Origin of the sequence: Janthinobacterium sp. (assembly GCF_009923995.1) — a bacterium.
Taxonomy (GTDB): Bacteria; Pseudomonadota; Gammaproteobacteria; order Burkholderiales; family Burkholderiaceae_D; genus Janthinobacterium.
This window is the reverse complement of record NZ_RFSK01000011.1, coordinates 54,732-67,616: the sequence shown is the minus strand read 5'-3', so window position 1 is coordinate 67,616 and position 12,885 is coordinate 54,732. Positions and strand designations below refer to the sequence as shown.

Here is a 12,885-nt window from a genome sequence, read left to right as displayed (position 1 = left end):
GACTACACGCCGAGCAGCTCGGTCAGGACCGGCATCTTGGCCTCCAGTTCGGATGCAGCAAAAGTCTCGACGATCTGACCGTGCTCCATCACATAAAACCGGTCCGCCAGCGGCGCGGCAAACCGGAAATTCTGTTCCACCATGACGATGGTGTAGCCCTTCGCTTTCAGGGTGGTGATCATGCGCGCCAGGCCCTGCACGATGACGGGCGCCAGGCCTTCGGAAATTTCATCGAGCAGCAGCAGCCGCGCGCCCGTGCGCAGGATGCGCGCCACGGCCAGCATCTGCTGTTCGCCGCCCGACAGGCGCGTGCCCTGGCTGTGGCGGCGCTCCTGCAGGTTGGGAAACATGGCGTAGATTTCCTCGACCGACATGCCCTTCTCGCCGCTGGCCAGGGTGGGCGGCAGCAGCAGGTTTTCCTCCGTCGACAGCGAGGAAAAAATGCCGCGCTCTTCGGGACAATACCCGATGCCCAGGTGGGCGATCTTGTGCGTGGCCAAACCGATGGCTTCGGCGCCGTTGACCTTGATGGACCCCGTGCGGGCGCCCGTCAGTCCCATGATGGCGCGCAAGGTCGTCGTGCGGCCGGCGCCGTTGCGGCCCAGCAAAGTCACCACTTCGCCCTGCTCCACTTTCAGGTTCACGTCGTGCAGGATGTGCGATTCGCCATACCAGGTATGCAGTTGTGCAATTTCCAGCGCCGGTGCCTTGTTGCTAGCGGTCATCAATGTGCCCCTTCCAGTTCCGCGTGGGTGGTGCCCATGTACGCTTCCATCACTTGCGGATTGCGCGACACTTCCGCGTAGCTGCCTTCGGCCAGCATGGCGCCGCGCTGCAAGACGGAAATCTTGTCGCAGATGCCGGAGACCACGTTCATATTGTGTTCCACCATCAGGATGGTGCGCCCGGCCGAAACCTTCTTGATCAGTTCCGTAACGCGGTGCACGTCTTCGTGGCCCATGCCCTGCGTCGGTTCGTCGAGCAGCATCATTTCCGGTTCCATCGCCAGGGTGGTGGCAATTTCCAGCGCCCGCTTGCGCCCGTAGGGCATGTCGACCGTGATGGTGTCGGCGAACTCCGTCAGGTCCACCTCGGCCAGCAAGGCCATGGCGCGGTCGTTGAGCTGGCTCAATGAACGTTCGCTTTTCCAGAAGTGGAACGAGGTGCCCAGCTGGCGCTGCAAGCCGATGCGCACATTCTGCAGCACGGATAAATGGGGGAAGACGGCGGAAATCTGGAACGAGCGGATCACGCCCATGCGGGCGATCTGGGCCGGCTTGGCGGCCGTGATGTCTTTGCCATTGAACAGGATCTGTCCGGCGGTGGGAACCAGGAATTTGGTGAGCAGGTTGAAACACGTGGTCTTGCCGGCGCCGTTCGGACCGATCAAGGCGTGGATATGGCCCCGCTCTACCTTCAGGTTCACCTCGCTGACGGCGGTGAAACCCTTGAATTCCTTGGTCAAATTTCTTGTTTCCAAGATTACGTTTGACATCGTGTCTCCTAGTTGTACTTTTTGTACTACTTAGTCATTTTTATAATACACAACTTAAATTTAACGCACAATACAGTATAACTACGGGGATTTTTGGCCAGGCCGAATGGCGCAAACTCGCGCTTTTCACCCGTTATTTCCAGGCCGCGTGTATCATTTGCGCCGCTTTTTCCGCGATCATCACGGTGGGCGAGTTGGTATTGCCCGACGTGATGTACGGCATGATGGACGCATCGACGACGCGCAGACCCGCCACGCCGAGCACGCGCAGGGTGCTGTCGACAACGCTCGACGGATCGCTGGCCACGCCCATGCGGCACGTGCCCACCGGGTGGAAGATGGTGGTGCCGATCTGGCTGGCCGCCTGCGCCAGTTCTTCCTGGCTCTGGAATTGCACGCCCGGCTTGTATTCCTGCGGCGCAAACCGCTTGAGCGCCGGCGCGGCGGCGATGGCCCGCGTCAGGCGCAAGGCATCGGCCGCCACGGCGCGGTCCTGCTCGGTACTCAGGTAATTGGGCACGATCTTCGGCGCCGCGTAGCTGTCGGCCGAGGCGAGGTGCACATGGCCGCGCGAGGTGGGACGCAGATTGCAGACGCTGGCTGTAAACGCGGGAAACGCATGCAGCGGCTCGCCGAATTTATCCAGCGACAGCGGCTGCACGTGGTATTGCAGGTTCGGCGTGGCTTGCTGCGGGTCGGACTTGGCGAACGCCCCCAGCTGCGACGGCGCCATCGACATGGGCCCGCTCTGGAACAGCGCATACTGCAAGCCGATCTGCATCTTGCCGACGAGATTGCTGGCCATCACGTTCAAGGTCTTGACGCCCTGTACCTTAAACACCATGCGCAGCTGCAGATGGTCCTGCAGATTGCCGCCCACGCCAGCGGAATCCAGTACGGGAACGATGCCGTGCTGCTGCAGCAAGGCGGCCGGACCGATGCCGGACAGTTGCAGCAACTGGGGCGAGCCGATGGCGCCCGCCGTCAGCAGGGTTTCCCGCCGCGCCGTCGCCTGCCACTGCGTGCCGCCGCCCGTAAACACGACGCCCGTGCAGCGCGGGCCCGATTCTGTCGTTTCCAGCAACAGGCGTTCCACGTGGCAACCCGTCATGATGGTCAGGTTCGGCCGCCGGGCCGCCGGTTTCAAGAACGCTTTCGAGGTATTCCAGCGGATGCCACGGCGCTGGTTGACGTCGAAATACGCGCTGCCGCTATTGTCGCCGCCATTGAAATCGCTGGTTTTCGGGATGCCGACCTGCTGCGCCGCATCGCGGAACGCATTCAGGATATCCCACGACAGGCGCTGTTTTTCCACGCGCCATTCACCGCCCACGCCATGGTTTTCCGAGGCGCCGCCGTAATAATCCTCGCTTTGCTTAAATAGCGGCAAGACTTTGTCCCAGCGCCAGGAAGCGTCGTCCGTCAGGTCGGCCCAGTGATCGTAATCGCCGGCCTGGCCGCGCATGTAGATCATGCCGTTGATGGAAGAACTGCCGCCCAGTACTTTTCCGCGGGGATACATCAGGCTGCGTCCGCCCAGGCCCGCGTCCGCCTGCGTGGAATACAGCCAGTCCGTGCGGGGATTGCCGATGCAATGCAGATAGCCGACGGGGATATGTATCCACACATAGTCATCCTTGCCACCCGCTTCCACGAGTAACACGTTGGCATCCTTGTCGCGCGTGAGCCGGTTGGCCAGCACGCAACCTGCCGTACCGCCGCCCACGATGATGTAGTCGTATTCGCCTGCCGATTCCAATGAAGCTCCTTTCGGTATGCCATCAAGCTGTCGCGCAGCGTGTCTCCCCGCCGCGTCCCGTTACCAGAGTCTGTCTTTCTTCATGCATGCATGGCTGCTGAGCCGCAGTGAGATTACCACCAGTGCCGGCCCAGGGCGACATTAATCGTCGGGCTTCCATGATCCGCGCAGCAACGCGCCGTTTCGGCAGCCAAAAATCGTCCCCGCACAGGGGCTGCAAGCTGTGGATAAGCGTATGGATATCCACAGGTACGATATGTGAGTAAACGAAAATTTTTTTCAGCGGCTATTTTTTATCCCAAAACCATCCCGGCCACATACAACGCTTACTCAGCGCTTATCCGTACGCCAAGCGATTGTTTACAAGGATAAATCAGGACTTATCCACAGAAGTTGCCGCCGTTAACTACTATTACTATTCTTGTATACGATCTTGTTAAGGTAAACCCGACAAGACACGTTTTGCCTGCCCTTCTCCGTCAAGCAGCTTCGCCCGCTTGTCGTCAAAAAAAAAGCCGACGAACGGCGTTCACTGACAAAAAAAAATCGAGCCAACAACTGAGCGACGAAAACCGGCACGGCCGACATCACGCCAACAGCACTGCCAAACCGTTTCGCAAAATAGAATTGTCAACCGGCCTGGCCAGGCATCTTGCCAGCCAGCCATTCGACGTCGAAAAGAGGGGGAATTTGAAGCGATTGTGGATAAGTCACTTGATATCCACAGGATGACTTGTGAGTAAACACGAAGTTATGCGCAGGCCCGCATTTTATACAATTTTGCTCCTCGCGCGATACAGCGATTATGCACGCTTTATTTTTCACGTAAACGCTTGATCCTGTTGAAAAAAGGCGACTTATCCACAGAAAAAAACGCGTTTACTATTACTACTATTTTTATATATAGATCTATTGTAAACCGACAAAAAAAACGGAAGTCCGGGGATATTTCCAAAAAACAAGCAAAAACGACCAAAAAAAAAAGCCAACGGCGACACTCAGACCCACTGCCAAACCGTCTTCCAGGAATCACCTGGATGCCAAGGTCCGTGCAAGAACAGCGCTCGTGTTCGTTCAAGGTGGATTGCCCGACAAGCATGGGGGACAGTGAAGCGCGTCAAACATGCCACGACAGCAAGAAAATCCGTGATTTTTGCTTGCCGGTGTGGATAAGTGCCTGCATATCCACAGGATGAGATGTGGGAAAAGTCGTTCTTTGTCCACAAGCCGATTTTTATCCCAAACAAGTCCTCCGTAGATACAATGCTTGTGCGCCTACTTTTTTGTACGCCAAGTCGATGATTTTTATACGGTATACCGACTTATCCACAGAAAAATGGCCGTTTACTATCACTACTATTTTTATGTATACATCTTTATTTAAAACACAGAGACAAACGCGCACGGTAGAAAAGTCACCGGAATAGCTGTTTTCGCCATGAAAACCGTTTGGCAATCCTGAAAACCTGTAAAAACAGCATGAATTCACCTAAAAAAATGCGTTTAGGCATCATCAGTGCCTTGCACGAAGAACAGCAGGGGCTGGTAGAAGCCATGCAAGGCCCCCAGAGGCGTTCACACGGCATGCGCGACTACACCCTGGGGACCCTGTGGAATATCGACGCTGTGTGCGTCCTGTCGCGTCTGGGCAAGGTTGCCGCCGCCATGACGGCTTCCATCCTTGTGGAAAAGTACGGAGTTACCCACATCGTCTTCACGGGCGTGGCCGGCAGCGGGGATAAACACGTGAAAGTGGGCGATATCGTCGTGGCCGAAGCGCTGTTGCAGCACGATATGGATGCCCGCCCTCTGTTTCCCCGCTTCGAAGTGCCGCTGACGGGACTGCAGCGTTTTGCCACGGACCGGGAATTGAGCACGCAGCTGGCTGGCGCCGCCGCCGATTTCCTGCGTGACGATGTTTCCAGCGTGCTCAAGCCAGCCGAGGTCGTGGAATTTGGCTTGCAGCACGCGCAAGTGCACCGCGGCATGATCGCCAGCGGCGACCAGTTCATCAGCAGCGCCGCGCAGGTGCGGCAATTGAAGGCGGATTTGCCCGATTTGCTGGCCCTCGAGATGGAAGGCGCGGCCGTGGCGCAAGTGTGTTTTGAGCTGGGCGTGCCGTTTACGGTCATGCGCACCGTTTCCGACAATGCCAACGAAGAGGCGGCCGTCGACTTCATGCGTTTCGTGCAGACGGTCGCGTCGCCGTACGCGTTTGCCGTGATTCAACAGCTGTGCCGGCGCCTGGCTGGCTGATTTTTTGGGTCAATGCATAAAAAAAGGGCAGAACCACTGGTTCTGCCCTTTTTACTTAACAACAAAGGAGCCTGAAAAATGTTCAGGGCCAGGCGCCTTGCCGCAGGCAGTACGAATGTACGGCCAGGCAAGGCAATAACGCCATGGACTTTTTCTCAGCTTCCTTTAGACACTCAGCATCATCAGACTGGCGTTACCGCCTGCCGCCGTCGTGTTCACGCACAGGGCCCGCTCGGCGACCAGGCGCCACAGGGGGATGACACCTTCCTGCGTGGTGGCGATGGTGCCCACCAGGGCGCCTTCCCGGGCCGCCAGCGGCGCTTTGAGCTGGCCATCGAGGCTGGGCTCGATCATGGCGATCTGGAAATCCTGTTGAATGGACGCAAGATCATGGATGACCTGGATGCGGTCCTTCAGCGCGGCCGGCAGGTCGCCGGGAATCAGGCCAGCCGATTGCGCCATCACGAGGGCCTGGTTGCCTGTCGCCAGCACGGCTGCCAGCTGGTTCATCAAGGTGCCGGAAGTGGCTGCCGCGCACAAGATCGTGCCGCGCGGGGCAAAGCTCAGGGTATTGCGTTCGCCCGTCGGGCCCGGCAAGACGGTGGTGCTGCCCAGCAAGGTCGTACGCGCGTATTCCTGCGCCAGCTGCTGCACCTGGTCGTGGCCATGCATCTTGGCCCACACGGTCAGCGCGTCGAGGGCTGGCGGCGCCTGGCGCTGGTGCTGCGCGCCGGCCGGCGCGTTGCGCTGCAGGCGCTTCAGGTACAGGGGGCCGCCCGCTTTCGGACCCGTCCCCGATTTGCCCTCGCCGCCGAAGGGCTGCACGCCGACGACGGCGCCGACGATGTTGCGGTTCACGTAGATATTGCCCACGTGCGCGCGCTTGGTGATGAAGTCGATGGTTTCATCGATGCGCGTATGGATGCCCAGGGTCAGACCGTAGCCGCTGTCATTGATCGATTGCACCAGTTGCGGCAGTTCGGCCCGCTTGTAGCGGATCACGTGCAGCACGGGGCCGAAGACTTCGTGCGTCAGTTGCTCCAGCGACTTGATTTCCAGCACGGTCGGCGCGACAAACGTGCCTTTCACGGTCGGCAGGTCGAGCGAATAGTGGTCGAGGGCCACGGTTTTCATCTTGTTGATGTGCGCCAGCAGATTGCCTTGCGCTTCCGCATCGATGACGGGGCCGATATCCGTGGCCAGGCGGTCAGGATTGCCAACGCGCAACTCCTGCATGGCGCCTTTCAGCATGTGGATGGTCTTGTCGGCGATTTCCGCTTGCAGGAACAGCACGCGCAAGGCCGAGCAGCGCTGGCCGGCGCTGTCGAAGGCGGACGACATCACGTCCTGCACCACCTGCTCCGGCAAGGCGGAGGAATCGACGATCAGGGCATTCTGTCCGCCCGTCTCGGCGATCAGGGGCAGGTCGATGCCTTCGGCGACGGCGCGCGCGGCCAGGTTGCGGTTGATCAATTGCGCCACTTCCGTCGAACCCGTGAAAATCACGCCTTTGACACGCGCGTCATTGCACAGGCCGGCACCGACCACTTCTCCGCTGCCGGGCAAGAATTGCAGCGCGCCCCGCGGCACGCCCGCCGCGTGCAGCAATTGCACGGCGCGGTGGGCGATCAGCGGCGTTTGCTCGGCCGGCTTGGCCAGTACCACGTTGCCGGCCGCCAGGGCGGCGGCCAGCTGGCCCGTGAAGATGGCCAATGGGAAATTCCACGGGCTGATGCAGGTCACGGGACCGAGCGCCAGGCTGTTCGGCGCATGTTCCACCTGCGCCGCGTAGTAGCGCAGGAAGTCGACGGCTTCGCGGATTTCCGCGATGGCGTTCGGCAAGGACTTGCCCGCTTCGCGCACCGCCAGGGCCATCAGCTCGATATGGTGTTCCTCGAACAGGTCGGCGGCGCGCTGCAGGGCTTGCGCGCGCAGCGACGGTTCCGTCGTTTGCCAGTCCATGGCGTAGGCGCTGGCGCTGGCCAGGGCCGTTTCCACGTCCGCCGGGCCCGCTTCCATGACCTTGCCGACGAGATCGTCGTGCTGCGCCGGATTGTGGATGGCATGTGTGGGCGCATTCAGGCTGACGGCGCCGTCGATCAGGGGACCCGCCTGCCATTGCTGCTGCTGCGCCAGGCCGGCGGCCAGGGTGCGCAAGGTGTCCTCGTTCGACAGGTCCAGGCCGGCCGAGTTCTTGCGTTCGCTGCCAAACATGTCCAGCGGCAAGGGAATCGACGGGTGCGGCAAGCCGCCCTGCAGGCGCGCCTGTTCCAGCGGATCGCGGATCAGGCTATCGATGGCCACGCTCTCGTCGACGATCTGGTTGACGAAGGACGAGTTGGCGCCGTTTTCCAGCAGGCGGCGCACCAGGTAGGCCAGCAGGGTTTCGTGCGAGCCGACGGGGGCGTAGATGCGGCAGGGCTTGTCCAGGTTGGCCGGGCCGACGACCTGGTCGTACAGGGTCTCGCCCATGCCGTGCAGGCACTGGAATTCGTAGTCGGTGATGCCGTCGCGTTTCGCCCAGGTAAAGATGGTCGACAGGGTTTGCGCGTTGTGCGTGGCAAATTGCGGGTAGATCAGGCCGCTGGCGCCCAGCAGTTTCTGCGCGCACACGAGGTAGGACACGTCCGTGTAGACCTTGCGCGTGTAGACGGGATAGCCTTCCTGGCCGTCGACTTGCGCGCGCTTGATTTCCGCGTCCCAATACGCGCCCTTCACCAGGCGCACCATGAACTTGCGGCCGCTGCGCTTGGCCAGGTCGATCAGGTAATCGATGGCAAACGGGCAGCGCTTCTGGTAGGCCTGCACCACGTAGCCGATGCCGTCAAAGCCGGCCAGATCGGTATCAAAGGCAAGTGCTTCCATCAGGTCCAGCGACAGTTCCAGGCGGTCCGTTTCTTCCGCATCGATGTTGAAGCCGATGTTGTACTGTTTTGCCAGCAAGAGCAGGGCTTTGACCTTGGGCAGCAATTCCTGCATGACGCGGGCGTGCTGGGCGCGGCTGTAGCGCGCGTGCAGGGCCGACAGTTTGACGGAAATGCCGGGGCCGTTCTTGATGCCGCGGCCGTTCGACGCCTTGCCGATGGCGTGGATCGCCGTTTCATACGAGGCATAGTAGCTGGCCGCGTCTTTTTCCGTCAGGGCCGCCTCGCCCAGCATGTCGTAGGAATAGCGGTAGCCGCGCGTTTCGTTGTCGCGGCTGTTTTTCAAGGCTTCCTCGATGGTCTGGCCCGTCACGAACTGGTTGCCCAGCATGCGCATGGCCAGGTCGACGCCTTTGCGGATCAGCGGCTCGCCGCCCTTGGCGATGAGCTTGGTCATGGCCGAACCGAGGCCCGATTCGCTGCTGGTACTGACCAATTTTCCCGTAATCAGCAAGCCCCACGTGGCCGCATTGACGAACAGCGACGGCGATTCGCCCAGGTGCTTGCGCCAGTCGCCTTTGCTGATCTTGTCGGCGATCAGGCGGTCGGCCGTTTGACTGTCGGGTATACGCAACAGCGCTTCAGCCAGACACATCAATGCAACACCCTCTTCCGAGGACAGCGAGAACTCATGCATCAGTGCATCGACACCGGACGCGCGTGTGCGTTTTTGGCGCACGTTCGAGACAAGGCGGTGCGCCAGGGCCTGGCCTTCGGCCGTCGTTTCGGTGCTGCTGGCGCGCACTTGTTGCAATAGCCACTGCACGGCGGAAACCTCGTCGCGCCTATAGGCGGCAGTGATGGCGGCGCGGTGTGGCGTCGCTTCGGGCAGGATTTCCGCCTGGAGCGCAGCAAAGGGAATCGGGGTAAAAGCCGAAGGGCCAGCAGGGTGCATAGGGACTCTTTACAAGGAAAAATGGGACGAAACCTGCGGTAATTTTTGCTCTTTTTTGGTGCAAAAAAATACAGAAAGTCGAACGTTAAGATGATTCGATTGTAAAGGGGATTCTTATGGATTAATTCTGGTAATACAGAGGACTAGCAATAGATAGTTTTTGATGCGACAATTTAACCAAATAATATTTATATGGGGGTGATTCGCATGCTGGACAAGATCAGTAAGAAAATCTTGATGGAATTGCAGAGTGATGGACGCATCAGCAACGTGGAACTGGCCGCGCGCGTGAACCTGTCGCCGGCCGCCTGCCTGGAGCGCGTGCGCAAGCTGCACGAATCGGGCTACATCATGGGCTATACGGCCCAGTTGAACCCGCAGCTGCTCGACGTCTCGTTGCTGGTGTTTATCGAAGTCGTGCTCGATCGCACGACACCGGAAGTGTTCGACGCCTTCAAGCATAGCGTACAAATCATTCCAGAGGTACTGGAATGTCACATGGTGGCCGGCGGTTTCGATTACCTGGTCAAGGCGCGCGTCAAGGATATGGCCGCTTACCGCGAATTCCTGGGCAAGACGCTGTTGCAAAAAGGTGTGCGGGAAACCCACACTTATGCCGTCATGGAAGAGGTCAAAAACACCACCAAATTGCCGATTAAGTGACCCCGGTGTAGTGCTGCCGTTTTTCTGATTGAGCTATCGGAACAAATGTTGTAGGGTAGAACCACAATTCTGCCATCCGGTAGCCGCCTGAAACGACGCGCAGACGCCAGTTCAGGGTGCAAGGCGGGCAATCGTGCCCATCCGCATACGGTTACACCCCCTTCTCCACGGGAGGGGGACGGGTTCTCGCAGCGGGGGACAAATGAAGCAGTTGCAGCATCAGCTGGTGCGTTTCTTTGTATTCACGATCCTGGCCATGGCCGTCGCCTGTTGCCTGGTTTATCTGCTGCTGGCGCTGGGCGGCGGCGCCTCTCCCTATCTGATTGCCTGCGTGGCCGCCTGCACGGGCGCCGCGCTGCTGGCGCTGGCCAGCCGCCCCCGCGGCGACACGGGCTTGCAGCAGTTCACCGACACGGTGGGCAAGGCCATCGACGCCATCATGATCGGGGCGGCGGAAACGTCGTATTTTGTCGACTCCGTCAAACAGAAGGTGGAACTGGACGTGCAGACGGCCAGCGACATCGCCGACAGTTCCGGACAAAATGCGGTCATGACGGAAAAGATCGCCGCCAATGCGGAACGGGCCGCCAAAGTGGCGGCCGGCGTGCGGCAGGAAAGCGTGGCGGCGCGGGCCGAAGTGGACCAGGGCTTGCGGCGCATCAATAGCGCCCGCGAAGAGGCGCAAGGCGCGTCCAGCACCATGCTGAGCCTGCAGGAAAAATCCAAACGCATCACGGGCTTCACGGAAGCCATTTCCGATATTTCCGCGCGCACCAATCTGCTGGCGCTGAATGCCGCCATCGAGGCGGCCCGCGCCGGGGAACACGGGCGCGGCTTTGCCGTGGTGGCCGGGGAAGTGCGGCAACTGGCGCAGCGCACCAAGGAAGCGTCCGATGAAATCAGCGTGATGGTGCGCGAAATCAATGAACAGGCGGAAAAAGCCGCGCGCGGCATGCGCTCGCTGGCGGCCGGCGTGACGGAAGCGGCGCGCAATGTGGAAAGCGTGCATGCCTCGCTCAGCCATATCGAGGAATCGTCGGGCGTGTCCGAGGACGAGATCGGGCAGATTGCCCGCGCCTCGCGCGAGCACGTCGACACGACGCAGGTGATCGCCGATGCCATCGGGCAAATCCGCGACAGCATGCTGTCGACCAACGCGGAATTGCCGCGCGCCACGCAGTCGGCGATGGCCCTGGCCGAGCGGGCCGAAGTGATCGCCGGCGCTCTCGGCGAAGCGAGCGTGGCCACGCCCCACGATGAAATCCGCGAGGCCGCCCAGCGCGCCGCGCGCGAGGTGGGCAAATTGTTCGAGCATGCCATCGCCTCGGGCCGCATCACGCGCGAAGCCCTGTTCGACCGCCACTACCGGCCCATCCCGAACACCAATCCGCCCAAGCACAACACGCAGTTCGACGCATTCACGGACAAGGTTCTGCCGGACCTGCAGGAAGGCGTGCTGGCCGCCCTGCCCCATCTGGCGTACGCGGGCGCCGTCGACAACAATGGATACTTTCCAACGCACAACAAGAAGTTTTCCCAGCCGCTGACGGGCGATTACGCCACCGATATCATCAATAACCGCACCAAGCGCATCTTCAGCGACCGCACGGGCAAGCGCTGCGGCAGCAATACCAAGCCGTTCCTGTTGCAGACGTATAAACGCGACACGGGCGAGGTCATGCACGACTTGTCCGTGCCCATCCACGTCGAGGGCAAGCACTGGGGCGGGTTCCGGGTCGGCTACCGCTCCAGCAGCCACGCATAGCAAAACGCCTGATGATTACTCATCAGGCGTTTTTTCTGGTGCTGGCAGATCATTTACTCGATATGCGGTTTCGGCGCCACGCCGCCGCCGGCCGCCGTGGCCGAGCGCAGGGTGGGCGTATTCATTTCTTCCAGGTGGTTGCGCAGCCATTTGTGGGCGGGGCTGCGGGCGTCGCGCTCGTGCCACAGCATGTCCAGGTGGACGGCCGGCAAGGTGAACGGCAAATCCTTGTACAGCAGGGATTCCGTCATGCCCGTCGAGGCGATCAGGTGGCGCGGCAGGACGGTGATCAGGTCGGAATTGGCGACGACGCGCCCGGCCGTGAAGAACTGGTTCACCGTCAGTAAAATGCGGCGTTCGCGGTGGATCTGCGCCAGCGCTTCGTCGACGAGGCCGTGGGCGCGGCCGGAAAAGCTCACCAGCAGGTGATTCGCCGCGCAATAGTTATCCAGGTTGAGTTCCACCTTGGCCAGCGGATGGCCGCGCCGCATCACGCACACATACTTGCCCGAATACAGGCGCTCATGGCGGATGGGCGAGCTGGTATCGCTCGACAATTGCGCCGCCACGCCGGGAAAGAAGCCCACGGCCAGGTCGATGTCGCCGCGCAGCAGCATGGGGCGCGGTTCGCGCGTGGTCAGCGGCATCATGCGCACGTTCACGCCCGGCGCTTCCCGTTCGATCGAGCGCATCAGCGAGGGCAGCCAGAACGCGGCCGTGGCGTCGGCCATGGCCATGCGGAAGGTGGCGTGGGTTTTCGACACGTCGAAGGTTTCCGGCGTGACGGCCGCTTCCAGGCTGGCCAGGGCCGAGCGCACGGAAGGCCACAGGGCTTCGGCGCGCGGCGTGGGTTTCACGCCATAGGCCGTGCGGATCAGCAATTCGTCACCGAGGCTTTCGCGCAGGCGCTTGATGGCGTTCGATACCGCCGGCTGCGTCATCGCCAGGTGGCCGGCTGCGCGCGTCAGGTTTTGTTCCGTCATGACGGCGTCGAAAACACGCAGCAAGTTCAGATCCAGCGTCAGAAAACTCATGGAAAGCCCAGATAAAAGTTGAATTCGAAGAATTAGTCAGGAGTGTAAACCGCGCCGGGCACGAATATTTTCACTCGTAAAAAAATATTACAGT

The 12,885-nt window shown here is 60.5% G+C and carries 8 protein-coding genes; 3 read left to right on the top strand and 5 right to left on the bottom strand.

Going from position 1 to position 12,885, the window contains the following annotated elements; translation table 11 throughout:
- Positions 1 to 2 precede the first annotated feature (2 nt).
- The 3 genes from EBS11_RS08160 to EBS11_RS08150 form a co-directional block, all read right to left on the bottom strand.
- Positions 3 to 725 (bottom strand): ABC transporter ATP-binding protein, encoded by a 723-nt coding sequence (locus EBS11_RS08160; protein WP_290601930.1) that lies wholly within the window; start codon positions 723 to 725, stop codon positions 3 to 5.
- Complete coding sequence (locus tag EBS11_RS08155; protein WP_290601928.1) at positions 725 to 1,495, bottom strand: ABC transporter ATP-binding protein; 771 nt, start codon at positions 1,493 to 1,495, stop codon at positions 725 to 727. Before EBS11_RS08155 ends, EBS11_RS08160 begins: the two co-directional genes overlap by 1 nt.
- Positions 1,496 to 1,628: 133 nt before the next feature.
- Positions 1,629 to 3,254, bottom strand: a complete 1,626-nt coding sequence (locus EBS11_RS08150) for a GMC family oxidoreductase N-terminal domain-containing protein (RefSeq protein ID WP_290601927.1) — start codon at positions 3,252 to 3,254, stop codon at positions 1,629 to 1,631.
- Between the two features lie 1,479 nt (positions 3,255 to 4,733).
- On the opposite strand from EBS11_RS08150, the gene EBS11_RS08145 reads away from it, so the two are divergent.
- Positions 4,734 to 5,510, top strand: coding sequence for a 5'-methylthioadenosine/adenosylhomocysteine nucleosidase (locus EBS11_RS08145; protein ID WP_290601925.1), 777 nt, complete (start codon positions 4,734 to 4,736; stop codon positions 5,508 to 5,510).
- A gap of 165 nt (positions 5,511 to 5,675) precedes the next feature.
- Here the strand turns inward: EBS11_RS08145 and putA are convergent, their stop codons facing one another.
- Positions 5,676 to 9,329 carry a trifunctional transcriptional regulator/proline dehydrogenase/L-glutamate gamma-semialdehyde dehydrogenase gene (gene putA / locus EBS11_RS08140; RefSeq protein ID WP_290601924.1) on the bottom strand — a complete coding sequence of 1,218 codons (3,654 nt, stop codon included), beginning with the start codon at positions 9,327 to 9,329 and terminating at the stop codon, positions 5,676 to 5,678.
- A 207-nt stretch (positions 9,330 to 9,536) separates the two neighbouring features.
- Here putA and EBS11_RS08135 point away from each other — a divergent pair, with 207 nt between their 5' ends.
- Both EBS11_RS08135 and EBS11_RS08130 read left to right on the top strand, forming a co-directional pair.
- Positions 9,537 to 9,992: an Lrp/AsnC ligand binding domain-containing protein gene (locus EBS11_RS08135; protein WP_010393827.1), complete on the top strand. Its 456-nt coding sequence runs from the start codon at positions 9,537 to 9,539 to the stop codon at positions 9,990 to 9,992.
- 202 nt (positions 9,993 to 10,194) lie between these two features.
- On the top strand, positions 10,195 to 11,757 hold the full coding sequence (locus EBS11_RS08130; RefSeq protein ID WP_290601921.1) for a methyl-accepting chemotaxis protein: 1,563 nt from the start codon (positions 10,195 to 10,197) through the stop codon (positions 11,755 to 11,757).
- Positions 11,758 to 11,810: 53 nt separating this feature from the next.
- Here the strand turns inward: EBS11_RS08130 and EBS11_RS08125 are convergent, their stop codons facing one another.
- On the bottom strand, positions 11,811 to 12,791 hold the full coding sequence (locus EBS11_RS08125; protein WP_071325928.1) for a LysR family transcriptional regulator: 981 nt from the start codon (positions 12,789 to 12,791) through the stop codon (positions 11,811 to 11,813).
- Positions 12,792 to 12,885 lie beyond the last annotated feature (94 nt).

What these genes read in the sequence shown, in the direction of transcription:
- EBS11_RS08125 (WP_071325928.1), bottom strand. Translation starts at nt 12,791, where the DNA reads ATGAGTTTTCTGACGCTGGATCTGAACTTGCTGCGTGTTTTCGACGCC.
- EBS11_RS08130 (WP_290601921.1), top strand. Translation starts at nt 10,195, where the DNA reads ATGAAGCAGTTGCAGCATCAGCTGGTGCGTTTCTTTGTATTCACGATC.
- putA (WP_290601924.1), bottom strand. Translation starts at nt 9,329, where the DNA reads ATGCACCCTGCTGGCCCTTCGGCTTTTACCCCGATTCCCTTTGCTGCG.
- EBS11_RS08135 (WP_010393827.1), top strand. Translation starts at nt 9,537, where the DNA reads ATGCTGGACAAGATCAGTAAGAAAATCTTGATGGAATTGCAGAGTGAT.
- EBS11_RS08145 (WP_290601925.1), top strand. Translation starts at nt 4,734, where the DNA reads ATGAATTCACCTAAAAAAATGCGTTTAGGCATCATCAGTGCCTTGCAC.
- EBS11_RS08160 (WP_290601930.1), bottom strand. Translation starts at nt 725, where the DNA reads ATGACCGCTAGCAACAAGGCACCGGCGCTGGAAATTGCACAACTGCAT.
- EBS11_RS08155 (WP_290601928.1), bottom strand. Translation starts at nt 1,495, where the DNA reads ATGTCAAACGTAATCTTGGAAACAAGAAATTTGACCAAGGAATTCAAG.